Raw genomic sequence first — 21,891 nt, 5'->3', positions numbered from 1 at the left:
CCGGATCGGATCGGTGCTCGTACACGTGCGCCACGCCGATTCGAGCGACCGTCACGGATGGACCGGCTGCGGAGGGTAACGTCGCGCGGGTGACCACGCTGCGGCTACGCCCCGAGGACCCGGCCGACGCCGGCCCGGTACGCCGCGTGCTGGCCGCCGCCTTCGCCCGCCCCGACGTGGCAACACCGCCGGAGGTGATCCTGGTCAACGAGTTGCGCGGCACCCCCGCCTGGCTGCCGCAGCTGGCCATGGTCGCCGAGTACGGCGGCGAGGTGGTCGGGTACGCGCTGCTCACCCGGGTGCGTGTGCGGCCCGAGCGAGGCTCGGACGTGCCCGTGCTGGCCCTCGGCCCGGTGGCGGTCGCACCGCACCGGCAGCGCGTCGGGCACGGCACGGCGGTCGTGCAGGCCGCACTGGACGCCTCCACCGAGCTGGGCGAGCGGCTGGTCGTGGTTCTCGGTGACCCGGCCTTCTACCGCCGGTTCGGCTTCAGCCCGGCAACGGAGCTGGGCCTGACGGGCCCGTGGGCTGGTCTCGGTGAGCCCTGGCAGGCGTTGGTGCTGCCGCCGTCCACCAGCGAGGAGGGCCCCCCGCCCTGCGGCGAGGTGCTCTTTCCGACGCCCTGGTCGAAGGTCTGACCCCGTCGTCCCGGTCGGCGGTCAGGCCGGTTGGGTGCGCAGGTACCTGCCGAAGTGCGGCACGGTGAAGGCGACAGTGCCCCGCTCACCGGAGTAGATGAGCCCCTTCTTGATCAGCGCGTCCCGCGCCGGGGAGAGGCTGGCGGGCTTGCGACCGAGGGCCCGGGCGATCTCGGCGGTGGGCACTGCGGCATCCATGTCGTCGCGGGCCACCGCTCCGGACTCGCCCTCGACCGCGGACATCGTGGCCATCGCCCGCATGTACTCGCGTTCGGCGGGGGTGGCCCGTTCGAACCGGGAGCCGAAGAACCCGACCGCCAGCTCGGCCTCCGCCTCGGGCGCGGCGACCCGTACGTCGGCGGCGGTGATCGGCGAGCGCGGGGCGTGATCCCAGGTCGCCTTGCCGTACGCCTGGACGAAGTAGGGATAGCCGCCGGACTTCTCGTAGAGCAGGTCGAGTGCCTTCTGCTCGTACTCGACCTCCTCGCGCTCGGCGGGCGCGCAGAGCGCCTGGTCGGCGGCGATCCGGTCGAGCCGGTCGATGCGCTGGTAGCGGAACAACCGTTCGGAGTACGACTTGGCGGCGCTGAGCACCGCAGGCAGGTGCGGCAGGCCGGCGCCGACGACGATCAGCGGCGCGCCGAGCTGGGACAGCTCGTGACAGGCGGCGCAGAGCGCCGACACGTCCTCCGGGCCGAGATCCTGCATCTCGTCGATGAAGATGGCGATGCCGGTGCCCACGTCACTGGCCACCGCGGCGGCGTCGCTGAACAACTCGACCAGGTCGATCTCGATGTCGCCGGAGTCGGCCCGGCCGCTGGCCGCCGGCACGTCGATGCCGGGTTGCCACCGGTCGCGCAGCTTCGGGGCAGCACCGGCCCGGCCGGTCGGGGCGGATCGTTGGGCGAACGCCTTGAGGACGCCGAGGAACGCGTCGATCCGATCGGGCGCGCGGTGTCGGGGGGCGAGCTCCCGGACCGCCATGTGCAGCGCGGCGGCGACCGGGCGACGCAACGACTGCTCCGGACGTGCCTCGATCTTGCCGCTGCCCCAGAGGCGGTTGATCGCCTGCGACCGGAGCGTGTTGAGCAGGACCGTCTTGCCGACGCCACGCAGCCCGGTGAGCATCAGGCTGCGTTCGGGGCGCCCCCGTGCGATGCGTTCCAGCACGATGTCGAAGACGTCCAGCTCCCGCCCCCGCCCGGCGAGTTCGGGCGGGCGCTGGCCGGCGCCCGGCGCGTACGGGTTGCGGACCGGATCCACGCATCGGAGAGTATCGGGCCATCTAGCTGCGGGGCTAGACATGGATAGATGGGGCTACCGGCGTGTCGACACCGTCGAGACAAAACTAGGGCTGTCTAGCCTGGACGCTAGACAGCCCTAGTTTCGGCAATCGTGAGCTACCGCTTCTTCAGACAGAGCACGTAGTCGAACAGGTCGACCGAGTTGTCGTGCACGTAGTTCGCGGTCGCCTGCGGCGCGAGCGTCTCGCACCGGTCCCCGTCGGTGGTCGCCGGAATCCGCAGCAGCACCTGGTAGGTGTCCGGACCGCACGGCACCTTGCGCAGCTCCGCGTTTTCCTCGGTGCCCTCGTTCACCACGCAGTCGCCCCTGGCGAACTCCCGGTCCGGGGTCGGTGCCGCCGACGGCGGTGCGTCGCTGGGCAGGGCGGGTGGAAAGACCGGCGCGCTCGACGACGGCCTGGGCGCGACGTCGTCGCTGGCGTCGGCGATCTTCCAGACCGCCCAACCGGCCAGGCCAAGGCACGGGCAGAGCACGAGCAGCACCACCAGCGTGACGATGAGGGCGATCCTGCCGCCGGTCTTCTTCACCGGTGCGGCGGGCGGCATCCCGTAGCCGCCGGGAGGCGGTTGACCCCACGGTGTGGGCTGCTGACCTGGCATCGGACCGGCGGGCGGGAACGGACCGGGCGGTGGATAGCCCGGGCCGGAGGTGGGCGGGGGCGCCCACATCGGCGCGGTCGGCGGCTCCGGGTTGGCGGTCGGCGGTGCCCACATCGGCGCGGTGGGCGGCTCCCCACCGCTCGGTGCCGGGCCCCACTCCTGCCGGGTCGGATCCTCGGCGGGCGGCGGCGGGCCCCACTGGGGCACTGTCGGATCGACCGGTGGCGAGCCGTCGGACCCGGTGGGTGGGCGTTGGTAAGGGTCGTCCGGCTGACCGGAGCCCGCTGGTCCGTAGGTCGTCATGTCATCCCCGGGTGGTCTCAGCGTTGCTTGAGGCAGAGGACGAAGTCGAGAGTGTCCAGCTCGCTGTCGAAGAAGTACCAGTTCGTGTAGCCCTCGACCTTGCCGCACTTGGCCTCGGCGTCCCGCTCGCCGCTGGTGGCGCCGTCGATCCGGCTCAGCACCTCGTACGACTTCGCGGCGCAACCGCTGATCACCAACTTGGGTTTGCCGCCTGCGGCCCCCTCGTTACGGACGCACTGGCCGACCTTGGCGAAGCGGGGATCCGCCGACGACTCCGGCGCTGCGGCACTCGGCGCCGGCTCGGCGGCGTCCGTGCCCGCGCTGGGCTCACCGGCGACGGCCGAACCGGACGGCGCGGCCACCGGCGCCGCGTCGTCGCCCTGCCCGCGCAGGAACCAGAACGCACCGCCGGCCACCACCAGCAGCAGTACGACGGCCAGCACCGCGACCAGCGGCCCTCGACCGCGCCGGCCCGGTGCCGGAGCCGGATCGCCACCGTAGGGATCGCCGCCGTACGGATCGCCCTCCGGCCGGTACGGCTGCCCGCCGTACGTCGGGTTCACCCCTGTCGACCCGTACGAGCCGCCGTAGGGCGTACCGGGTTCGCCACCGTAGGGCGTCTCGGCCCCGCCGTAGGGGGCACCCTGCTCACGGCCGTAGGGCGGCTGCGCTCCGCCACCGTAGGGCGCGGCGGGTGGGCCGTTGTACGGCCCGGGATGCCCCTGGGGTTCGCGCGGGTAGGACGGGACCGCCGGCGGGTAGGGCTCGGCTGCTGGCGGGTACGGCTGCTGCACCGGCCGTCCGGGCGTCTCGTCGGGTCGTTGCCCACGCCACGGTCCAGGGTTGCCGCCACCCGGTGGTCCGTAGTTCGTCATGCCGCCCTCCTGCACGAGTGGTGAGAGGCCGGCCACCAATGCGGGACGCCGACTCCGAGGTCACCGTAGCGTGGTCCACTGATGAGCTCACCTCCACCGAGCGCCGCGGCCCTCGCCGGCCGCCGCGCCGGCGCCACGCCGACCCTGATCTGGACCGCGTTGATCGTGGTCTACCTGCTCTGGGGTTCCACCTATCTGGCCATCCGCATCACAGTGGAGACGCTGCCGCCGCTGCTGTCGGCCGCACTGCGGTTCGCCGTGGCCGGACTGATCCTGGCGGTGGTGCTGCGGCTCCGCCGAGGACCCGGCGCACTGCGGGTGGACCGCCGGCAACTCGGCTCCGCCGCGCTGGTCGGGGCGCTCCTGCTCGCCGGCGGCAACGGACTGGTCGTGCTCGCCGAATCCGGACCGCCCGGGGTGGCGGTGCCCTCCGGCATCGCCGCGCTGCTGGTCGCGACCGTCCCGCTGCTCGTGGTGCTGTTGCGCTCCGCCAACTCCGACCGGCCGCCGCTCTGGACGTTCGCCGGAGTCACAGTGGGTTTCGCCGGTCTGGTCCTGCTGGTGCTGCCCGCCGGCAGCTCGGACGCCGTACCACTGGTGGGGGCGTTGACCGTGGTGGCAGCGGCCACCTCCTGGTCGGTCGGGTCGTTCCTGTCCGGACGGATCCGGATGCCGGCTGACCCCTTCGTGGCCACGGTGTACGAGATGGTTGCCGGCGCGCTGGTGTTGGCCGTCGTCGCCGCCTGCCGGGGCGAGTTGGGGGACTTCCACCCGGCCGCGGTCAGCACCCGATCATGGCTGGCGTTGGGCTACCTCATGGTGGCCGGCTCGCTGGTGGCCTTCACCGCGTACGTCTGGCTGCTGCACAACGCGCCCATCTCGCTGGTGTCGACCTACGCCTACGTCAACCCGGCGGTCGCGGTGGCCCTCGGCGCGCTGCTGGTCGCCGAGCCGATCACCCCGCAGGTGCTGCTCGGCGGCGCGGTCATCGTCGCCGGGGTGGCCCTGGTGGTGAGCACCGAACGCCCCCGTCGGGTGAGCGCGGAAGCGCGATCGGGGACCGCGCCGACGGGCGACCACAGCTAACGTCCGGCTCATGCCGACCGCTGCACTGGTCGGGGTGGCGTTGCTCGGCGGGCTGGTCGGTCTCGTCGTACCCCCGCTGGCCCGGCGTTTCGCGACCCCGCCGGCCCGGCCGCGACCTGTGCGCGGTGCCTGGGTCCTGCTCGGCCCGACGGTGGCGGCCGTCGTGTACGGCAGCCTCGCCGTCGCTCGGGGTGACGACCCCGCGCTGCCGGTGTTCCTCGCGTTGGCGGCGGTGGGGCTGGTGTTGGCTGCGGTCGACCTGGCCTGCCTGCGGCTGCCCAACCCGCTCGTCCTCGCCGCCGGGCTGCTGGCCCTCGCCGGCCTGGCCGGCGTGGCGGTGCTGGCCGACGACCCGGACCGGCTGCTCGGCGCGCTGGCCGGCTCGGTCGTCGCCGGGGCGGCGCACGTGCTGCTGGCCCTGCTCCCCGGCTCCCGGCTGGGCTTCGGAGACGTGAAACTCGCTGCCGTCCTGGGCCTGCCGCTTGGCTGCCTGGGCCGGGACGCCCTGCTCACCGGGCTGATCCTGGCGCATGTGCTGCACGGTGCTCTGGTGCTCGGTCTGCTCGCGGCGCGGCGGGTACGCCGGGACACGCTGCTGCCACTCGGGCCGGCTCTGCTCGCTGGCGCGTGGCTCGGCGTGCTCGTCGGCTGACCGGCGTTCCTCAGGGTGATGCCCCGGCGCCCCACCGGACCGGTCGCCGGCACCGTGGCCGGAACGGCGTGGCGATCGTCAGATCAACCGGAGCTGGCGGTCCTTCGGACGGCGCGGCTCTGCCTCACCGAACCGCTCGAACAGGCCGGGGTCGATGACGCCGAGGAACGGTGACGGGGCGCAGTCCCGCTCCACACCGTGCCGGGTCCGGCGGGCCGCGTGCGTGACGTACAGCCGGTCCTGGGCGCGGGTCAGGCCGACGAAGAAGAGCCGCCGCTCCTCGGCGACCGCGTCCTCGTCGGGCGTGGAGCCCGGCCAGCGCAGCGGCAGCAACCCGTCCTCGACGCCGACCAGGAAGACCACCGCGAACTCCAGGCCCTTCGCGGCGTGCAGGGTGAGCAGCGTGACCGCCTCCGCGCGCGGATCGAGCGCGTCCACCTCCGCTCCGGTGGCCAGTTGCGACAGGAACGTCTCCAGGTCGTCGCCGCAGCGCCGGGCCAGCGGGGTCAGGAGGTCCACGGCGGAGCGGACGTCATCCGGACGGACAGTGCTGGCGGCGCCGTCCAGGGTGGGCACGGCGAACCGCTCCGCTACCACCTGGCCGGCCAGCCGCACCCGGGCGGCCAGCGAGCCGGCCAGCCCGTCGGCGTGCCGCAGCTCGCGGGCGATGGCCGCCACCCCGGGCCGGTCCCGCAGCCGGTCGTGTGACCGCTTCTGCACCGGGATGTTGGCCCGGGTCAGGGCGTCGACGACCGGCGCGGCCTGCGCGTCGGTGCGGTACAGGACGGCGATGTCGGAGAAGGACAACGAGGTGGACCGGCCGTCGATCCGGCCCGAGTCCAGCGAGCGGTGGGACAGCCCGCCGACCAGTTCGTCGACGGTACGGACCACGAAGTCGGCCTCCTCGGCCACCGACGCCGCCGGGTAGCGCCCGACCAGCGGGGCCTCCGGGTCGAGCCGGGCCGGGTCCAATCGCCGGCCACGAACCAGCGAGGACGGCGCGATGGCCTGCACGGCGGCGGCCAGGATCGGCGCCGACGAGCGGTAGTTGCGGTTGAGCCGCACCAACCGCGCGTCAGTGAAGTCCGCGGAGAAGCGCAGGAAGTAGCCGACGTCGGCGCCCCGGAACGAGTAGATCGCCTGATCCGGGTCGCCGATCGCGCACAGGTTGCCGTCCGCCGGGCTGAGCAGCCGCAGCAGCTCGTACTGTGTCGCGTCCACGTCCTGGTACTCGTCGACGAAGATCCACTGCCAGCGGTCGCGGTAGCGCGCGACCAGCTTCCGATCGGCCCGCAGCAACTCCACCGGCAGGCTCACCAGCTCGTCCAGGTCGACCAGGTCCTGCTTGCGCAGCAGCGCCGCGTAGCTGGCGTTGTCGTCGCCCGCCTCCGCACGGGCGGCCGCGCGCTCGGCGTCGTCGGCGATGCGGAAGTCGACCGGCAGGCCGGCCGCGTCCGCGTTCTCCCGCAGGATGGTCAACCCCAGCGCGTGGAACGTACCGACGGTGACGTCCTCGGCGACCGGGCCGAGCAGGGCGTCGAGGCGGTGCCGCAGCTCCTCGGCGGCCCGGCGGGTGAACGTGATCGCCAGGCAGTGCTCGGGGAAGACGTTCAGCTCCGCGCAGAGATACGCGATCCGGTGGGTGAGCGTCCGGGTCTTGCCGGTGCCCGGACCAGCCACGATGAGCAGCGGACCACCGGGTGCGGAGGCGGCCACCCGCTGCATCGCGTCCAGCCGGTCCAGCAGGCCGGTGCCGACCTCCTCCATCCCGGAGAGCATCGGCTCGAACGGTTCGTGGGGAGACGGCGGCGACGCGATCGGCGGTGCTGGCGCCGGGGCCGGCTTGCGCTTCGGCTCCGCCCTGGTCGCCGCCGGGCGCTTGGCCGTGGCCTTGGCCGCCGGCTCCGCGGGTCGCCGCTGCGCCGGCACGGGTACGTCGAACAGCGTCTCCTGTGCCGTGCCCGCGTGGGCGCCCAGCTCGGCCGGGTCGAAGAGGGTGATCACCCCGTACTCGCCGTCGTAACCCGGCACCCGGCGGACGTCGCCGCGCCGCAACCGCCCGATGCCCTCCGCGAGCAGCTCGCCACCCGCCTGCGCGATGTCGCTCAGTGGCGTCGTGGTCAGGATGTCCAGCTCAGGGCCGAGCGCGGCGAGAAGCTCGTTGAACCGCCCCTCGACCTTCTTCGACCGGGCACCCACCTTGTTGATCTCGCCGAGGATCTCGGCCAGCGGCACCAGGTGGGTGACGTCCCGGGCGTGCGCCGGCCGGTGCCCCTGCGGTCGGTCGGCCAGCTCCTCGATGCGGCTGAGGACGCCCACGGTGAGCGGCTTGCCGCACTCGGGGCAGCGCCCGCCAGCCGCGCGAGTGCGCTCCGGGGACCAGTTGATCCCACACAGCCGGTGCCCGTCCGCGTGGTACTTGCCCTCCTCCGGAAAGAACTCGATCGTGCCGGCCAGGCCGTCGCCGGTCCGCAGCGCCTCCCGGACGGCGAAGTAGTCCCGCTCGGCGGTCAGCACCGTCGCCTCCCGGCCCAGGGCCGGCGGGGAGTGCGCGTCCGAGTTGGACACCAGTTGGTAGCCGTCCAGGCTGCCCACCCGCCAGTTCATCGCCGGATCGGAGGAGAGACCGGTCTCCACGGCGAAGATGTGTTCGGCCAGGTCGGCATAGCAGTCCGCGATCGCGTCGAAGCCCGACTTCGAGCCCAGTGCGGAGAACCACGGCGTCCAGATGTGCGCCGGCACCAGGTAGCCGTCCGGACTGGCCTCCAGGGTGATCTCCAGCAGGTCGCGGGAGTCCAGGCCGAGGATCGGCCGGCCGTCCGAGCCGAGGTTGCCGATCCGGCCGAGCGCGGTGTTGAACCGCGCCACCGCGTCCAGGTCCGGCAGGTAGATCAGGTGGTGCACCTTGCGGGTCCGGTCGTCCCGCTTGTAGATGGTGGAGATCTCCACGCTCAGCATGAACCGGACCGGGTCCGCCTCCGCCGTCCCGGCGAGCCTCGGCGGCAGCCGGCGGGCGATGTCCCGTTCCGCCTCGGCGTCCAGCCGGTACAACCCCGGCTCCGCCGGGCGCAGGGTCTCCCGCAGGTGGTCGTACCAGGCGGGGTGGGTGAAGTCGCCGGTGCCGAGCAGACCGATGCCCTTACGTCGGGCCCACCACGCGAGATTCGGCAGCGTGAGGTCGCGGCTGCACGCGCGCGAGTATTTCGAGTGGATGTGCAGGTCCGCGACGAATGGCGGGAGGCCACCGGGGGGTACGGCGCTGAACGGAGGCACGCCGCATCCTGTCACGCCCGCCGCGCCGGCCGCCCGCCGCCACGCGCGGACGTGACCTCCGCTATGCCGAGCGCAACTCGACCAGACTGATCTGCGGCTCGGCGCCGACCCGGACGGGTGGCCCCCAGAAACCGGCGCCGTTGGTCACGTAGACCTTGGTGCCGTCGACCTCGCCGAGCCCGCTGACCACCGGCTGCTCCAGCCGCACGGCCAGGTTGAACGGCACCATCTGCCCACCATGGGTGTGCCCGGACAGTTGCAGGTCGACGCCGTATCGGGCCGCCTCAACCGCGGCCAGCGGCTGGTGGGCGAGCAGCACCACCGGGCGACTCGGATCACGGTCACCGAGCGCGGCGGCGAAGTCCGGCCCGGCCGCCAGGCCGCTGTCTCCCGTGGCGTCCAGGTCGTTCACGCCGGCCAGGTCCAGCACGCCACCCCGGGCCTGGATCTCCTGACGCCGGTTCTGCAGGACCCGCAGGCCCAGACGGTCGACCTCCTGGACCCACTCCTCCACCCCCGAGTAGTACTCGTGGTTGCCGGTGACGAAGAAGCTGCCGTAACGGGAGCGCAGGTCGCGCAGCGGCGCCGCGGCCGAGCCGAGTTCGGCGACCGAACCGTCGACCAGGTCCCCGACGACCGCGACCAGGTCCGCGTCGAGGCGGTTGATCGCGGCGACGATCCGCTCGGTGTGCGCGCGGCCGCGCAGCGGACCGAGGTGGATGTCGGAGACGGTGGCGATGCGCAGGCCGTCCATGCTGCGGGGGAGCTTGGCGAGCGGGATCTGCACCCGGTCGAGTCGTGGTGGGCCGAGGGCGGTGCGGACGCCGTACCCCACGGTGCTTGCAGCGGTGAGGCCGGCGAAGATGGCCGCCCCACGGGCCAGCAGCAGCCGGCGGCCCGGGTCGTGATCCGGTGCCGCGACGGCGCCGGCGGCCGGCGGGTCGGTCGGCCCGGCGGCACCGACCAGCACCGGCTCGGGCGCGGCGGCGGTCGGCTCCGCGGCGACCACCCGGCGACGCAGCACCAGCCGGGTGACCAGCATCGGCACTTCGAGCACGATCAGCACGACGAGCAGGTAGAACATCAGCGCGAGCCACACGTAGCCCGGCCAGGCGAGCCAGTAGAGCCCGGCCTGCGTCCCGGCGAGTGTGACCGGCACGAGCAGCGCCAGCACCAGGGCGGCGATCGCGCCGATCCGGCGCCAGCGGCCCGGTGTGGTGGTGTCCCGAACGAGCCGCTTCCACAGGTAGAGGTGGATCAAGCCGGTGATCAGGGCCAGGACGGCCACGAACCCCAGAACCGCCAACATGCGTGCGCCTCCCTCAGCCGCCCGCGAACGGGGGCAGGACATCGATCGTGGCCCCGGCCGGCAGGGGTGCCTGACGATCATGACAGGTGACGCCGTCCACCAGGAAACTCGCCACTCGTAGCACTGCGGCGAGCCGGTCGCCGTGGCGTCGCACCAGCTCGGCCGTGAGGTCGTCGAGGGACCGGCCGGCGGGCAGGACCTCCTCGGTCTGGCCGGCGGCGGCGCGGGCGCCCGCGAAGTAGCGGACGGTCAGCGGGCCCGGGGTCACGGCTCAGCCCCCGATCGCGGACATCGGCCGGGTCGGCTGGAGGAAGGTGGGGTCGTCGATGCCGTGCCCGGCGCGCTTGCCCCACATCGCGGTGCGCCAGCGTCGGGCCAGCTCGTCGTCGTCCGCGCCGGTGCGCAGGGCGGCACGCAGGTCGGACTCCTCGGTGGCGAAGAGACAGGCGCGGACCTGGCCGTCCGCGGTCAACCGGGTGCGGTCGCAGTCTCCGCAGAAGGGGCGGGTGACGCTGGCGATGACACCGACCCGGGCGGGGCCTCCGTCGACCAGCCAGGTCTCCGCGGGTGCCGCGCCGCGCTCCGCCGGGTCGGGACCGAGGTCGAAGGCGGTCCGCAGGGAGGTCAGGATCTCCTCCGCGGTGACCATCGTGCTGCGGTCCCAGCCGTGCTGGGCGTCCAACGGCATCTGCTCGATGATTCGTAGCTGATAGTCGTGGTCGAGGGCGAAGCGCAGCAGGGCCGGCGCCTCGTCCTCGTTGACGCCGCGCATCAGCACAGAATTGATCTTCACGGGACTGAGCCCGGCGGCCGCCGCACCGGCGAGCCCCGCCAGCACCGCGTCGAGGCGGGGACGGCGAGTGAGCCGGGTGAACCGGTCCGCGTCCAGAGTGTCCAGTGAGACGTTCACCCGGTCGAGGCCGGCGGCGCTCAGCGCCGGGGCCAGCCGGTCCAGCCCGATGCCGTTGGTGGTCAGTGAGATCCGGGGGCGGGGCTGCAACGCGGCGACCGCGGTCACGATGCCGACCAGCCCGGGCCGGATCAGCGGCTCACCGCCGGTGAACCGCACCTCGGTCACACCGAGCCGCTCGACGGCCACCCGGACCAGCCGGACGATCTCCTCGTCGGTCAGCAACTCGGGGCCGGCCAGCCAGGGCAGACCTTCGGCCGGCATGCAGTAGGTGCAGCGCAGGTTGCACTTGTCGGTGAGGGACACGCGCAGGTCCCGGGCGACGCGGCCGTACCGGTCGACGAGGACCCCGTTGGTCCCCGGGGCGGCGCTCACCTGTCGACCGTAGCGCGCTCGGCGCCGCCCAGGGCGGCACGGGCGGTCTGGACCACCACATCTCGGTAACTGCCGCCGAACAGGGCGGTGTGCACGAGCAGCAGATGCAGTTGATGCAGTGGCACCCGCTCGCGCCAGCCGTCCGGCAACGGCCAGCTCTCCTGATAGGCGGCCAGCACCCGATCCAGGTGGGGGATGCCGCCGAAGAGGGCGAGCTGGGCAAGATCCGTTTCCCGGTGCCCGCCGTGCGCCGCCGGGTCGACGAGCCAGGCCCGGTCGTCGGCGCCCCACAGCACGTTGCCCGGCCACAGGTCGCCGTGGATGCGGGCGGCGGGCTCGTCGCCGCCGAGCCCGCCGACCCGCTCGATCACCCGCTCGATCAGAGTGACGTCGGCGCTGGTCAGCGCAGCGGCGTCGACCGAGCGCCGCAGGTAGGGGGTGAGGCGTCGCTCGGCGAACCACGTCGACCAGGGCCCGTCGGTCGGGGTGTTGTCCTGGGGAAGTGACCCGATGAAACCGGCCCAGGCGGCGCCGAAGGTGGCCGCACCCGCCCGGTGCAGCTCGGCCAACTCACGGCCGAAGCGGTCCGCGGCCTCCGGCGTCGGCTCGCCGGGCTCCACCCAGTCGAGCGCCAGCAGGTCCGGCAATGCCACGACCACCTCGGGTACGCCGACAGCGCCGGCCTCCCGCAGCCAGCGCAGGCCGGCCGCCTCGGCGGCGAAGAAGCCCTCCGGTGCCGGTCGGTCGGCCCCCTCCGGCCAGGACTTGGCGAAGACGGAGTGGCCGTCGTCCAGGGTGAGCCGGGCGGCAGCACAGATGTTTCCGCCGGCCACCGGCGTCTCCCGCAGCCGCTGATGGGTCCGGAAGGTCGGCAGGTGTGCCGGGTGCGCGCGCAGGTACGCCAGGTCCATCAGCGCACCGTAACCGCTCCCCACGACAGCACGGTCCCGCCCGAGGACACCGACACCGTTCCGGCAACCCGTAGGTGCGGGCTGAGCAGGGAAAACACGCTGAGTAGCTGTGGATAAGCCGCGTGTCATCCACAGGGTCTGTCGAGCCGGGCGGACCCGCCGCACGCTTCCGTCATGACCTCGACCGACCGCCCCCAGCTCGCCGTCCGCTCACCCGCCGACCTGATCGCCGCGGTGCCGTACCTGCTCGGCTTTCATCCCACCGACAGCGTGGTCGCCGTGGCGTTGCTCGGTCGGCAGATCATCTTCGCCGCTCGTGCGGACCTGCCCGACCCGTCGACCGACCAGGTCGAGCGGGCCCGGCACCTGGCCGGTGTGATCCGCCGGCAGGGCGCGGAGGCCGCCACCGTGGTCGGCTACGGGCAACCCGATCGGGTGACGCCGGCCGTGGACGCGGTGCGCGCCGCACTGAGCGCCGGCGGGATGGACGTGCTCGACGCGCTGCGGGTGACCGACGGCCGGTGGTGGTCCTATCTCTGCACCGAGCCCGACTGCTGCCCACCCGAGGGCCGGCGCTACGACCCCGACGCCAACCCGTTGACCGCATCCGCTGTCTTCGCCGGCCAGGTCGCGCTCCCCGACCGGGCGGCCCTCGTGGCGCAGGTGTCACCCGTGGACGGCTCGGCCCGGGAGGCGACGCGCGCGGCGACCGCCCGCGCCCGGCTGAGGCTGGCCGAGCTGATCGAGCAGGCGCCCGATAGCGATCTGCTCGGCGGTCGTGCGGTGCGTTCCGCAGGGGTGACGGCTGTCCGCGAGGCCCAGCGCCGGCAGCGACGTGGTGAGCGGCTCGACGACGACGAGGTGGCCTGGTTGAGCCTGCTCATGACCCACCTGCCGGTCCGCGACCACGCCTGGGAACGCACCGACGGTCGGGACCGGGACATCGCCCTCTGGACCGACGTGCTGCGTCGGGTCGAGCCGGAGTTGGTTGCCGCCCCGGGCGCGCTGCTGGCGTTCGCGGCGTGGCGAGCGGGGCAGGGGGCGTTGGCGGCGGTCGCACTGGAACGCACGTTGAGCCTGCACCCGGACTACTCGCTCGCCGTGCTGCTGGACGACCTGCTCCGCCGCGGCGTGCCCCCGTCCGAGCTGGACGGCTGGCCGTCGGTCGGAATGCCTGGCGTGGTCCGTCCCCGCAGACGGAGCCGACGTGGCCGCCGCTGACCAGCGTGGTAATACCGTGGGTGCTACCGCAGTGGGTAGGCTGCCGGGCATGACCGTGAAGCGCTCCGTGAGCCTCCCCGACGACGTCGCGGAGTGGCTCGACCAGCAGCCCAACGTCTCGGCCGCGATCACCGCTGCGGTGCGTGCCCAGATGGCCGCCGGGCATCTTCACGAGGTGCTGCGGCGAGCCGGCATTGAGCCGACCGAGGCGGGCCGGGCGCGGTGGCGGGCGCGACTGGCCACACCGATTCCGGCGGACGCACTGGCGGAGGGCCGCCGGATGCTGGGACGGGCCGGATGAGCGATCAGATCGCGGCCGTGTTCGACGCGTCGGCGTTGACGGCCTACATCGAGGGCAACGTCTCGGTGGGGGAGCTGATGCTGGAGGTCGCCGACGAGGGCCGGCAGGTTGCCGTCCCGGCCACCTGTCTGGCGGCCGCCATCGCGGGCGCGGGCGACGAGGTCGGCGCGGCACTGCTGGCCCTGATGATGAGCGCGCCGGTGATCTGTCTGCTGCCGCTCGACGCAGCCGAGGTGCGGGACACCGGCACGTTGGCCCGTGCCGTTGATGGAGACATCTCGCTCGGTCAGGCCGCCAGTGCGGCACTCGCCCACGAGGCGCACTACGCGACAGTGCAGCCCAAGCTGGCGGCGAAGGTGCTGCCGACCAACTGGAGCATCCTCGACCTGGCCTGACCAGGCGACCCGGCGGCGAGGCCATCGGCGTGCGGCGTCCCAGTGGGCGGCGGGCCGGCTTGATCGACTCGGGCTTGATCGACTCCGCTTTCCGGAACTCGGGGTGTCCCCGCTTCCGCGATACCCCGATTTCAACGAACCCGAGTCGATCACCGATCCGTGCGCGAAGGTCCAGGGCATCCGTCGAAGGATGTAGGCGGTGCTCCTGTCCACGGCCGACGCGGCAGCGCCACAACCACCGGAGAATGATCTCGTGACCCCCGAATTGCTGCTGTCGCTGGCCGGGCTGGCGCTGATCGACAGCACCAGCATCGGCACCCTCTTCATCCCGATCTGGCTGCTGCTCGCGCCCGGGACGGTCAACGCGCGGCGGATCCTCGTCTACCTGGGCACCATCGCCCTCTTCTACTTCGCCGTCGGGCTGCTGCTCGCCGTGGGTGGCAGCCAGTTGGCCGACGTCCTCGGCGGGGCGATGGACAACCGGCCGGTGCTCTGGGCGCAGCTCGTTCTCGGCGTTGGGCTGTTCGCTCTCAGCTTCCGGTACGACGGGAAACGACGGCCACGCGGCGGCGGGGTGCTGCGGTGGCGGGACCGGGTCACCGCCGGTGACTCCTCGATGCGCTGGCTGGTGGGGCTGGCGCTACTCGCCGCGCTCGCGGAGGTGGCGACGATGCTGCCGTACCTCGGTGCGGTCGGTCTGCTGACCACCTCCGGGATCGGTGCGGCGGAGATCGTGGGGTTGCTCGCTGCCTACTGCGTGGTCATGGTCCTGCCTGCGGTGCTGCTGCTCGTGGCGCGAATGGCGTGGCCGAGGCTGGTCGAGCCGGTGCTGGTGCGGCTCAACGGCTGGATCGCACGCCACTCCGGCGGCATGCTCGGCTGGGTCCTCGGCATCGCCGGTTTCCTGGTTGCCCGCGATGCCGTGATCCGGCTGGGGCTGCTCGATGAGCTGGTGATCAGACTGTGACCCGTTCGGGACGGGCGTAGACGTTCATGGTGTTGCCGCGCAGGAAGCCGACCAGCGTCATGCCGGCCTCCTCGGCCAACTCGGCGGCGAGGGTGCTCGGCGCGGACACAGCGGCCAGCAGCGGCAACCCCGCCATCCATGCCTTCTGGGTCAGCTCGAAGCTGGCCCGTCCGGAGACCAGCAACAGATGCCCGGCCAGCGGCAGCCGCCGTTCCCGCACCGCCCAGCCGATCACCTTGTCCACGGCGTTGTGCCGGCCCACGTCCTCCCGGAGCACCACCAGCTCACCGTCCGGGGTGAACAGCCCCGCCGCGTGGAGTCCGCCGGTCCGATCGAAGCCGCGCTGTGCGGCGCGCAGCCGGTCCGGCAGTTCGGTGAGGAGGGCGGCCGGCACGCTGAGCGGATCCTCCGAGACCGGGAACAGCGACCGGGTGCGGACCGCGTCGATGCTGGCCTTGCCGCAGACCCCGCAGGAACTGGTCGTGTAGAAGTTCCGGGACGGATCGGTGGTCGGCTCCGGCACACCGGGCGCGAGCACCACGTCCACCACGTTGTACGTGTTCGGCGTCTCCGCGCCGGCACAGAGCTGCGCGGTCAACACGTCATCGGTCGACCGGATCAGCCCCTCGGTCAGCAGGAACCCGATGGCCAGGTCCAGGTCGTCGCCCGGGGTGCGCATCGTGACGGCGAGCGGTCGCCGGCGGCCGGGACCGGCCGCACCGACCCGGATCTCCAGCGGCTCCTCCACCGCGAGCGTGTCGGGTCGGCGGACCGACCCGCGTCCGTCAGCCGCCGCGTCCAGGTCGATCCGGAGTACGCCCCGTCGATCAGTTGCCCGTCCCATCCCGCCATCCTCCACCCCAGGCCGGCACGCCCGCACGGCCACCGGCCACCAGGCACCGGCAGCGAGCGCGTCGGGGCGTCCACACGACCAGCCGCCGTCTGGGCATCCACACGGCCAGCGCAGCCGGGGCGTCCATACGGCTACGGTGGCCGGATGGGGACGTACGCCGCCGTGGTGCTCGCGGGTGGGGCCGCCCGACGGATGGGCGGAGTCGACAAACCCGCGCTTCCGGTAGGTGGCCGGCCGATGCGCGACAGGGTGCTGGCCGCCGTCAGCGATGCCACGCTCCGGGTACTGGTCGGTTCGGCCGACGCCGTCCCCGCAGGCGTGCGGGTCATCCGGGAGGAGCCACCCGGCGGCGGGCCGGTCGCCGCAGCGGCTGCCGGCCTGGCGCTGCTGGATCCCGACACGGCACTTGTCGCGCTGCTCGCCGCCGACCTGCCGCTGCTCACCCGCTCCGCGATCGGAAAGTTGCTGGGTCACGTCGCCGAGGAGGCCGCAGCAGGCGGTGGCGAGCGACGGCCCGACGGGGCCTGCTTCGTCGACGGGGACGGGCGGCGGCAGTCGCTCTGCGGTGTCTGGCGCGTCGCCGCGCTCCGCGCCGGGCTGGACCGGCTGGCGGTCGAGCGCGGCGGCAGCCTGAGCGGGGCGCCGGTCCGGGCGTTGCTGGCCGGGCTCGTCGTACGGGAGGTGCCCTGGTCCGGCGACGGCCCGCCGCCCTGGTTCGACTGCGACACTGACGAGGACGTACGCCGGGCGGAGGAGTGGGTGCGATGACGGTGATGGACGACTGGGTCACGGCGGTGTGCACGGAGTTGGATCTGGACCCGGCCGGGGTGCCCGTGCCGGCGGTGCTGGATCTGGCCCGGGACGTCGCCCACCAGGTGCTGCGGCCCGGGGCGCCGGTCACCGCGTACCTCCTGGGGTTGGCGGTTGGTCGAGGGGCGGACCCGGCCGACGCCGCGGCCCGGGTCAGCGCGCTGGCGGGCACCTGGCCCGTCGAGCTGGGCGCCGACCCTGCGGACCCGACGGCGCCCTGACTGCCGTTGTCCGATCCCGGTCCGGGCTGATTCGGCCCATGGGCGGCGTGGGTAGGGTGATCGTGACGGACGGAGGCGATCATGACGGCTGACCACCCCTCGGCGCCGCACGGTGAGCTGCCTGGCGCTACGGCTGAGCCGGTGGAATCGATCCTGCTCGACGAGCCCAGCACCACCGACCTGCGGGCGAAGGTGACCGAGGCGTGGCAGGAGTTCGCTCGCGCGCTCGCCGTGCGACTGCGGGACCTTCCGGTGGGGGCGCATCTCGACGTGACGCTGGACCCGACCGCCTCCGGCACCGGAGACGCTGTCTATTCGATCAGCGTCGACGTGGACGCCGACGGCGTGCTGTCCGCCCGTGCGGTGGGAAACGCCGCCCTGCCGGCGGGCTACCGACTGGACCGGGGCGCGGTGGCGGACATGGTCGCGCTCGGTTGGTCCCCGCCGGGGGTGGTCCCCGGCTCCGGTGGTTCCTTCGGGCTGAACGCCACGACGGGCGAGTCGACCAGGGTCGCCACGCTGCTCTCCCGCACGCTCCGCGACGTCTACGGTGCTCCGCACCCGGCCTTCCTGGTCTATCTGGTGCACGACGCCGAGGGCGAACCGTTGTCCTCGGAACCGCTCGGCACCGCGCGCAGCGAGTTCGGTCCGGACGCCGATGTCGAGGCGGACCTGGAGGAGGCGCTCGCCGAGGCGGCCGCCGCGCAGGTCGATCGGGACGACGTGCTCGACCTGGCGGACCGGGTCCGTACGGTGGTCTCCACGATGTTGAAGTCGGACACCGACCGGTTGCAGATCGACTCGGACGGCGACATCACCATCCGCGCCGGCTCGGCGATGGTCTTCGTGCGGGTGCGGGACAATCCACCTCTGGTGGACGTCTTCTCCCCGGTGCTCACCGAGGTGGAGCCGACCGAACGCCTCTACGTCAAGCTCTCCGAGTTGACCAACCGGATGCCGATCGGCCGCCTCTACTGCGCCGACGACACGGTCTGGGCGTCGATCCCGGTCTTCGGCCGCAACTTCCAGGCCACCCACCTGATGCTGGCGGTGCAGGTGATGACGGGTCTCGCGGACGAGCTGGACGACCGTCTGCACGGCGAGTTCGGCGGCAAGCGGTTCTTCGGTGAGGGCGACAAGCCGGTCCGACGCGACGACTCGGAGCACCGCACCGGCATGTATCTGTAGGGCGCGTTTCGGAAGTGCTCGGCTCGACCGACACCTCCGAAACGCGCCCTAGCGCACGTCCAGCAGGGTCTTGCCGACCGTCGCGCGCGCCTCGATGGCGGCGTGCGCGTCGGCGGCGCGGTCCAGCGGGAATCGCTGGCCGATCAGCGGTCGCAGGCGGCCGGCTGCCGCGTCCGCCAGGGCCTGCTCGGTGTACGCCCGCAGCCGGGCGGGCGGCACGTCCGGCCGGATCAGTGTGACCTGCCGTGCCGTGGCGGCCTCCCCGGAGACCGGCGACCACTCCCCGCTGGCCAATCCGAAGCTGACCATGCGGCCACCCGGGTCCAGCAGCTCGAATGCCGTTCGGGCCACCGCCCCGCCGACCCCGTCGAGCACCACGTCGAGCCCACCCGTCGCAGCTCGGACGCGGTCGGCCCAGTCGGGCAGGCGGTAGTCGACGGCCAGGTCGGCGCCCAGGCCGGTCAGCAGCTCCACCTTGCGGGGTCCGCCGGCGACGCCGATCACCCGGGCGCCGGCCCGGGACGCGAGCTGCACGAGGAGGCTGCCCACGCCGCCAGCGGCGGCCTCCACCAGCACCCGGTCACCGGGTTGTACGCCCACCGCCTCGATCAGCATGGTGGCGGTACGCCCGTCGGCCAGTAGTGCCACCGCGTCGTCCAGCGCCAACCCGGCAGGCACCTCCATCGGTGCGGACACGTCCACCACCGCGCGTTCGGCGTAGGCGCCGGACCCGCCGGTGGCGCTGACCACCCGTCGCCCGATCAGTGCCGGGTCGACGTCCGGCCCGACGGCGGTGATCGTCCCGCCGACGCCGTTGCCGGGGATCAGCGGTGGGGTGACCTGGAACGGCCCGGGGCGACCGGAGCGCTGCTGCGTCTCGACGAAGGTGATGTTCACGTGCGCGACGTCGATCAGCACCTGCCCGGGGCCGGGCGTCGGGTCGGGGGCGGTGCCCGGCACCAGCACGTCGGGCCCGCCGAACTCCCGCAACCAGATCGCCCGCATGTGGTCCCCCTCGGCCTCGGCGGGCCTCGTGCCACGCCACGACCATTGCACCTGTTGAAGCGGGCTTGAGGTCAAGGTCGGGTGGAGGGACCCACGCCCGGGGATTCGACCAGCCGGGAGAGCACGATGGTGCTGCGGGTGGAGGTCACGAAGGACTCGGCGCGCAGCCGCTCCAGCGCCGCCTCCAGGTGGGCGATGTCGGCGGCGCGCAGGTGCACGAGGGCGTCCGCCTCCCCGGAGACCGTGTACGCGCCGACCACCTCCGGGTGTCGACGTGCGGCCACCCCGATCTGCGCGGGGGTGGTCCGGCCCGCGCAGAACAGCTCGACGAACGCCTCCGTGGTCCACCCGACGGCGGCCGGGTCCACGACGGCGGTGAATCCCCTGATCACGCCGGTGGCCCGCAGCCGGTCGACGCGACGCTTGACTGCCGGGGCGGAGAGTGACACCCGAGTGCCGATGTCGGCGTACGACGCACGGGCGTCGGCGACGAGTAACGCAATGATCCGCTGGTCTACCGCGTCTATCTGCAACGTTCCGCCTCTGGGAAGCAACGGTTGTGGCTGTTCCTAAAGTTCAACGGTACCTACTCTTGGTGACCGTGAACCAGCACCGAGTCCCGCGAAAGCGGACATATCTCTTGTGCTCACCGGAGCATTTCGCGGTTGAGTACGCGATCAACCCGTGGATGGACGTGACCACCCCGGTCGACAGGGATCTGGCCGTCAAACAGTGGGACCGGCTGCGCGAGACGCTGGTCGGCCTCGGTCACGAGGTGCACCTGCTCACCCCCGAGCAGGGCCTGCCCGACATGGTCTACGCCGCCAACGGCGGCTTCACCGTGGACGGCAGCGTGTACGGCGCTCGGTTCAAGCACGAGCAGCGAGCCGCCGAGGCCGCCGTTCACCACGCCTTCTACGAGTCGCAGGGCTGGCGGTTCATCGCACCGAGCGAGATTAACGAGGGCGAGGGCGACTTCGCGTACGTGCCGGAGGCGCACGGCGGGCTCATCCTGGCCGGGCACGGCTTCCGCACCGAGCTTCCGGCGCACGGTGAGGCGCAGGAGGCGTTGGGTCGGCCGGTGGTGTCGCTGCGCCTGATCGACCCTCGCTTCTATCACCTGGACGTGGCGCTCGCGGCCATCGACGACTCGAACGTCGTCTACTTCCCGGGCGCGTTCTCCGCGGCCAGCCAGCGGGTGCTCACCCAGCTCTTCCCGGACGCGGTGATCGCCGACGACGAGGACGCGATGGCCTTCGGGCTCAACCTGGTCAGCGACGGCGCCAACGTGGTGCTCAACAGCGAGGCCACCCGGCTGGCCGGCAAGCTGAAGGCCGCCGGATACAACCCGGTGGCGGTCGACCTGGCCGAGCTGAAGAAGGGTGGCGGCAGCGTGAAGTGCTGCATCGCCGAACTGCGGCACTGACCCGCGAACGCCTCGGGGCCGGCCTCCCACTGGGAGGCCGGCCCCGAATCGTGCTCCGGGTGGGCGTTCAGCCCAGCGTGGCCAGCTCGTTGATCAGCACGTTCGACATGACCTGACCGTCGCGCTGCACCTCCCGCAAATACCACTTCTGCTGGGGCGTGCGCGGCTGGTTGAACTGCCAGATGCCGCGCGGGCTGTCGATCTGGCCGATCTTGCCGAGGGCCAGGTTGACCTGCTGCGGCGTGGGCTTCCCGCCGGTCAGCTGGATTGCCTGGTCGAGGACCTGCGCCGCGTCGTACGACGCCATCGCGTACGTGGTGGGAGTGACCTGGTACTTCTTGCGGTAGGCCGAGGCGAAGACCCGGTTGGACGTGTTGTTCAGGTCGGCCGAGTAGTTCAGCGCGGTCTGGATGCCCAGCGCGTTGTCCTTCAGGTTCTCCAGCACGGAGCCCTCGGTGAGGAAGCCGGGTGCGTAGACCGGGCCGGCGAACTTCTCCCGAAGCTGCTTGATGAACTCCACAGCGGCAGCCCCGGCGAAGAAGCAGAAGACGGCCGTGGGCTTCTTGGCCAGTGCCTTGGTGATGTCCGAGGCGTACGTCGTCTTGCCCGGGTTGGGGTTGGCGCTCGTGTAGGTCACCGGGTCGGAGATGCGCGCGTCGTTCGCGCCGAACTCCTCCCGGAAGCCGCGCACCACGTCCGGGCTGCCGACGTTCTCCGGCATGATGATCGCGACGCGGCTGTTCGCCCTCAGCTGGTCGCGCAGGTAGCGGCCCAGCGCCCGGCCGGCCTCGTCCAGCACGTACGACGTCCGCCAGATGTAGAAGACGCTCTGCAGGCTGCTCGGTGAGGCGTTGGAGCCGATCAGCGGGACGCGGGCTTCCTCGACGGTGTCGCGGATGCCGACCATCACCGCCGAGTTGACCACGCCGGTGAGCGCCAGCACGCCCTGCTTGAGCAGGCCCTCGACGGCGGCCTTGCCGGTCTTGGCGGTGTCACCCTCGTCGGCGGTCAGCAGGTTGACGGGGTGGCCGCCCAGCCGCTGGTCGTGCAGGTCGAGGAAGACCTGGAAGCCGTTGGTGATGTCGTCGCCGATGCTCTTGAACCCGCCGCCCTGCGGCGTGATCAACCCGATCTTGACCGGGCTGCGGTCGGCGGCCGACTGGGCGTCGGTGTCGGAGCCACACCCGGCGACGAACCCGGTGGTACCGAGCGCGGCCAACAGTTGGAGCGCCCGCCTGCGATTCATCTGCGACACCGAGTTCCTTCCA

General features: G+C 72.6%; 23 protein-coding genes. 11 read left to right on the top strand and 12 right to left on the bottom strand.

All coding sequences use genetic code 11. The features are described 5' to 3' along the window. Positions 1-89: 89 nt before the first annotated feature. Positions 90-638 (top strand): GNAT family N-acetyltransferase, encoded by a 549-nt coding sequence (locus FBZ33_RS30785; RefSeq protein WP_141911906.1) that lies wholly within the window; start codon positions 90-92, stop codon positions 636-638. 21 nt (positions 639-659) lie between these two features. Here FBZ33_RS30785 and FBZ33_RS30780 read toward each other — a convergent pair whose 3' ends face one another. The 3 genes from FBZ33_RS30780 to FBZ33_RS33575 form a co-directional block, all read right to left on the bottom strand. Next, entirely contained in the window at positions 660-1,901 is a 1,242-nt protein-coding gene (locus tag FBZ33_RS30780; RefSeq protein WP_141911905.1) for an ATP-binding protein, read from the bottom strand. Positions 1,902-2,038: 137 nt separating this feature from the next. Beyond that, positions 2,039-2,488 (bottom strand): hypothetical protein, encoded by a 450-nt coding sequence (locus FBZ33_RS33865; protein WP_141913043.1) that lies wholly within the window; start codon positions 2,486-2,488, stop codon positions 2,039-2,041. A gap of 374 nt (positions 2,489-2,862) precedes the next feature. Beyond that, complete coding sequence (locus FBZ33_RS33575; RefSeq protein WP_370453115.1) at positions 2,863-3,408, bottom strand: hypothetical protein; 546 nt, start codon at positions 3,406-3,408, stop codon at positions 2,863-2,865. 393 nt (positions 3,409-3,801) lie between these two features. On the opposite strand from FBZ33_RS33575, the gene FBZ33_RS30765 reads away from it, so the two are divergent. Both FBZ33_RS30765 and FBZ33_RS30760 read left to right on the top strand, forming a co-directional pair. Continuing rightward, positions 3,802-4,806, top strand: coding sequence for an EamA family transporter (locus tag FBZ33_RS30765; RefSeq protein ID WP_185755444.1), 1,005 nt, complete (start codon positions 3,802-3,804; stop codon positions 4,804-4,806). Positions 4,807-4,816: 10 nt separating this feature from the next. Next, entirely contained in the window at positions 4,817-5,458 is a 642-nt protein-coding gene (locus tag FBZ33_RS30760) for a prepilin peptidase (RefSeq protein WP_141911901.1), read from the top strand. A 78-nt stretch (positions 5,459-5,536) separates the two neighbouring features. Here FBZ33_RS30760 and FBZ33_RS30755 read toward each other — a convergent pair whose 3' ends face one another. The 5 genes from FBZ33_RS30755 to FBZ33_RS30735 form a co-directional block, all read right to left on the bottom strand. Next, positions 5,537-8,731: a UvrD-helicase domain-containing protein gene (locus FBZ33_RS30755; RefSeq protein WP_141911899.1), complete on the bottom strand. Its 3,195-nt coding sequence runs from the start codon at positions 8,729-8,731 to the stop codon at positions 5,537-5,539. A gap of 61 nt (positions 8,732-8,792) precedes the next feature. After that, positions 8,793-10,040 carry a metallophosphoesterase gene (locus tag FBZ33_RS30750; protein WP_141911897.1) on the bottom strand — a complete coding sequence of 416 codons (1,248 nt, stop codon included), beginning with the start codon at positions 10,038-10,040 and terminating at the stop codon, positions 8,793-8,795. Positions 10,041-10,053: 13 nt separating this feature from the next. After that, on the bottom strand, positions 10,054-10,308 hold the full coding sequence (locus FBZ33_RS30745) for a MoaD/ThiS family protein (protein ID WP_099849429.1): 255 nt from the start codon (positions 10,306-10,308) through the stop codon (positions 10,054-10,056). A 3-nt stretch (positions 10,309-10,311) separates the two neighbouring features. After that, the gene (gene moaA / locus FBZ33_RS30740; RefSeq protein WP_141911895.1) at positions 10,312-11,325 is read right to left on the bottom strand and encodes a GTP 3',8-cyclase MoaA; all 1,014 of its coding nucleotides are present in this window, start codon (positions 11,323-11,325) and stop codon (positions 10,312-10,314) included. Next, positions 11,322-12,236 (bottom strand): fructosamine kinase family protein, encoded by a 915-nt coding sequence (locus FBZ33_RS30735; RefSeq protein WP_141913039.1) that lies wholly within the window; start codon positions 12,234-12,236, stop codon positions 11,322-11,324. The genes moaA and FBZ33_RS30735 overlap by 4 nt, the downstream gene beginning before the upstream one ends. Before the next feature lie 174 nt (positions 12,237-12,410). Between FBZ33_RS30735 and FBZ33_RS30730 the strand changes: the two genes are divergently transcribed. The 4 genes from FBZ33_RS30730 (at position 12,411) to FBZ33_RS30715 (ending at position 15,120) form a co-directional block, all read left to right on the top strand. Further along, positions 12,411-13,457 carry a DUF4192 domain-containing protein gene (locus tag FBZ33_RS30730; RefSeq protein ID WP_141911893.1) on the top strand — a complete coding sequence of 349 codons (1,047 nt, stop codon included), beginning with the start codon at positions 12,411-12,413 and terminating at the stop codon, positions 13,455-13,457. A gap of 49 nt (positions 13,458-13,506) precedes the next feature. Continuing rightward, positions 13,507-13,758 (top strand): hypothetical protein, encoded by a 252-nt coding sequence (locus FBZ33_RS30725; RefSeq protein ID WP_088950750.1) that lies wholly within the window; start codon positions 13,507-13,509, stop codon positions 13,756-13,758. Then, the gene (locus FBZ33_RS30720) at positions 13,755-14,153 is read left to right on the top strand and encodes a hypothetical protein (RefSeq protein WP_099849424.1); all 399 of its coding nucleotides are present in this window, start codon (positions 13,755-13,757) and stop codon (positions 14,151-14,153) included. The genes FBZ33_RS30725 and FBZ33_RS30720 overlap by 4 nt, the downstream gene beginning before the upstream one ends. A 199-nt stretch (positions 14,154-14,352) precedes the next feature. Next, complete coding sequence (locus tag FBZ33_RS30715) at positions 14,353-15,120, top strand: GAP family protein (protein ID WP_255509080.1); 768 nt, start codon at positions 14,353-14,355, stop codon at positions 15,118-15,120. Here FBZ33_RS30715 and fdhD read toward each other — a convergent pair. After that, positions 15,110-15,964 (bottom strand): formate dehydrogenase accessory sulfurtransferase FdhD, encoded by an 855-nt coding sequence (gene fdhD / locus FBZ33_RS30710; RefSeq protein ID WP_088950747.1) that lies wholly within the window; start codon positions 15,962-15,964, stop codon positions 15,110-15,112. The genes FBZ33_RS30715 and fdhD overlap by 11 nt on opposite strands. A gap of 153 nt (positions 15,965-16,117) precedes the next feature. On the opposite strand from fdhD, the gene FBZ33_RS30705 reads away from it, so the two are divergent. From FBZ33_RS30705 to FBZ33_RS30695, 3 genes are all read left to right on the top strand, one after another. Continuing rightward, entirely contained in the window at positions 16,118-16,741 is a 624-nt protein-coding gene (locus FBZ33_RS30705) for a molybdenum cofactor guanylyltransferase (protein WP_141911891.1), read from the top strand. After that, entirely contained in the window at positions 16,738-17,004 is a 267-nt protein-coding gene (locus FBZ33_RS30700; RefSeq protein WP_088952096.1) for a DUF6457 domain-containing protein, read from the top strand. The genes FBZ33_RS30705 and FBZ33_RS30700 overlap by 4 nt, the downstream gene beginning before the upstream one ends. Positions 17,005-17,085: 81 nt before the next feature. After that, entirely contained in the window at positions 17,086-18,192 is a 1,107-nt protein-coding gene (locus tag FBZ33_RS30695; RefSeq protein WP_141911889.1) for a YbjN domain-containing protein, read from the top strand. Positions 18,193-18,240: 48 nt separating this feature from the next. Here the strand turns inward: FBZ33_RS30695 and FBZ33_RS30690 are convergent, their stop codons facing one another. Both FBZ33_RS30690 and FBZ33_RS30685 read right to left on the bottom strand, forming a co-directional pair. Continuing rightward, on the bottom strand, positions 18,241-19,197 hold the full coding sequence (locus FBZ33_RS30690) for a zinc-binding dehydrogenase (protein WP_141911887.1): 957 nt from the start codon (positions 19,195-19,197) through the stop codon (positions 18,241-18,243). 71 nt (positions 19,198-19,268) lie between these two features. Then, positions 19,269-19,730 (bottom strand): Lrp/AsnC family transcriptional regulator, encoded by a 462-nt coding sequence (locus tag FBZ33_RS30685; protein WP_088950743.1) that lies wholly within the window; start codon positions 19,728-19,730, stop codon positions 19,269-19,271. A 59-nt stretch (positions 19,731-19,789) separates the two neighbouring features. Between FBZ33_RS30685 and ddaH the strand changes: the two genes are divergently transcribed. Then, positions 19,790-20,623: a dimethylargininase gene (ddaH, locus tag FBZ33_RS30680; protein ID WP_185755443.1), complete on the top strand. Its 834-nt coding sequence runs from the start codon at positions 19,790-19,792 to the stop codon at positions 20,621-20,623. A gap of 67 nt (positions 20,624-20,690) precedes the next feature. Here the strand turns inward: ddaH and FBZ33_RS30675 are convergent, their stop codons facing one another. Next, the gene (locus tag FBZ33_RS30675) at positions 20,691-21,878 is read right to left on the bottom strand and encodes an ABC transporter substrate-binding protein (protein WP_141911885.1); all 1,188 of its coding nucleotides are present in this window, start codon (positions 21,876-21,878) and stop codon (positions 20,691-20,693) included. Positions 21,879-21,891 lie beyond the last annotated feature (13 nt).

Origin of the sequence: Micromonospora sp. A202 (assembly GCF_006715105.1) — a bacterium.
Lineage (GTDB): Bacteria > Actinomycetota > Actinomycetes > Mycobacteriales > Micromonosporaceae > Micromonospora > Micromonospora zamorensis.
The sequence above is the reverse complement of the archived record's forward strand: the minus strand, read 5'-3'. Positions and strand labels throughout refer to the sequence as shown.

Excerpts from the sequence above, each read along its gene's own strand:
- FBZ33_RS30705 (WP_141911891.1), top strand. The coding sequence starts at position 16,118 with ATGGGGACGTACGCCGCCGTGGTGCTCGCGGGTGGGGCCGCCCGACGG.
- FBZ33_RS30695 (WP_141911889.1), top strand. The coding sequence starts at position 17,086 with ATGACGGCTGACCACCCCTCGGCGCCGCACGGTGAGCTGCCTGGCGCT.
- fdhD (WP_088950747.1), bottom strand. The coding sequence starts at position 15,964 with ATGGGACGGGCAACTGATCGACGGGGCGTACTCCGGATCGACCTGGAC.
- FBZ33_RS30730 (WP_141911893.1), top strand. The coding sequence starts at position 12,411 with ATGACCTCGACCGACCGCCCCCAGCTCGCCGTCCGCTCACCCGCCGAC.
- FBZ33_RS30700 (WP_088952096.1), top strand. The coding sequence starts at position 16,738 with ATGACGGTGATGGACGACTGGGTCACGGCGGTGTGCACGGAGTTGGAT.
- FBZ33_RS30750 (WP_141911897.1), bottom strand. The coding sequence starts at position 10,040 with ATGTTGGCGGTTCTGGGGTTCGTGGCCGTCCTGGCCCTGATCACCGGC.
- FBZ33_RS30720 (WP_099849424.1), top strand. The coding sequence starts at position 13,755 with ATGAGCGATCAGATCGCGGCCGTGTTCGACGCGTCGGCGTTGACGGCC.
- FBZ33_RS30725 (WP_088950750.1), top strand. The coding sequence starts at position 13,507 with ATGACCGTGAAGCGCTCCGTGAGCCTCCCCGACGACGTCGCGGAGTGG.
- FBZ33_RS30765 (WP_185755444.1), top strand. The coding sequence starts at position 3,802 with ATGAGCTCACCTCCACCGAGCGCCGCGGCCCTCGCCGGCCGCCGCGCC.
- FBZ33_RS33865 (WP_141913043.1), bottom strand. The coding sequence starts at position 2,488 with ATGCCGCCCGCCGCACCGGTGAAGAAGACCGGCGGCAGGATCGCCCTC.
- FBZ33_RS30735 (WP_141913039.1), bottom strand. The coding sequence starts at position 12,236 with ATGGACCTGGCGTACCTGCGCGCGCACCCGGCACACCTGCCGACCTTC.
- FBZ33_RS30690 (WP_141911887.1), bottom strand. The coding sequence starts at position 19,197 with ATGCGGGCGATCTGGTTGCGGGAGTTCGGCGGGCCCGACGTGCTGGTG.
- FBZ33_RS30760 (WP_141911901.1), top strand. The coding sequence starts at position 4,817 with ATGCCGACCGCTGCACTGGTCGGGGTGGCGTTGCTCGGCGGGCTGGTC.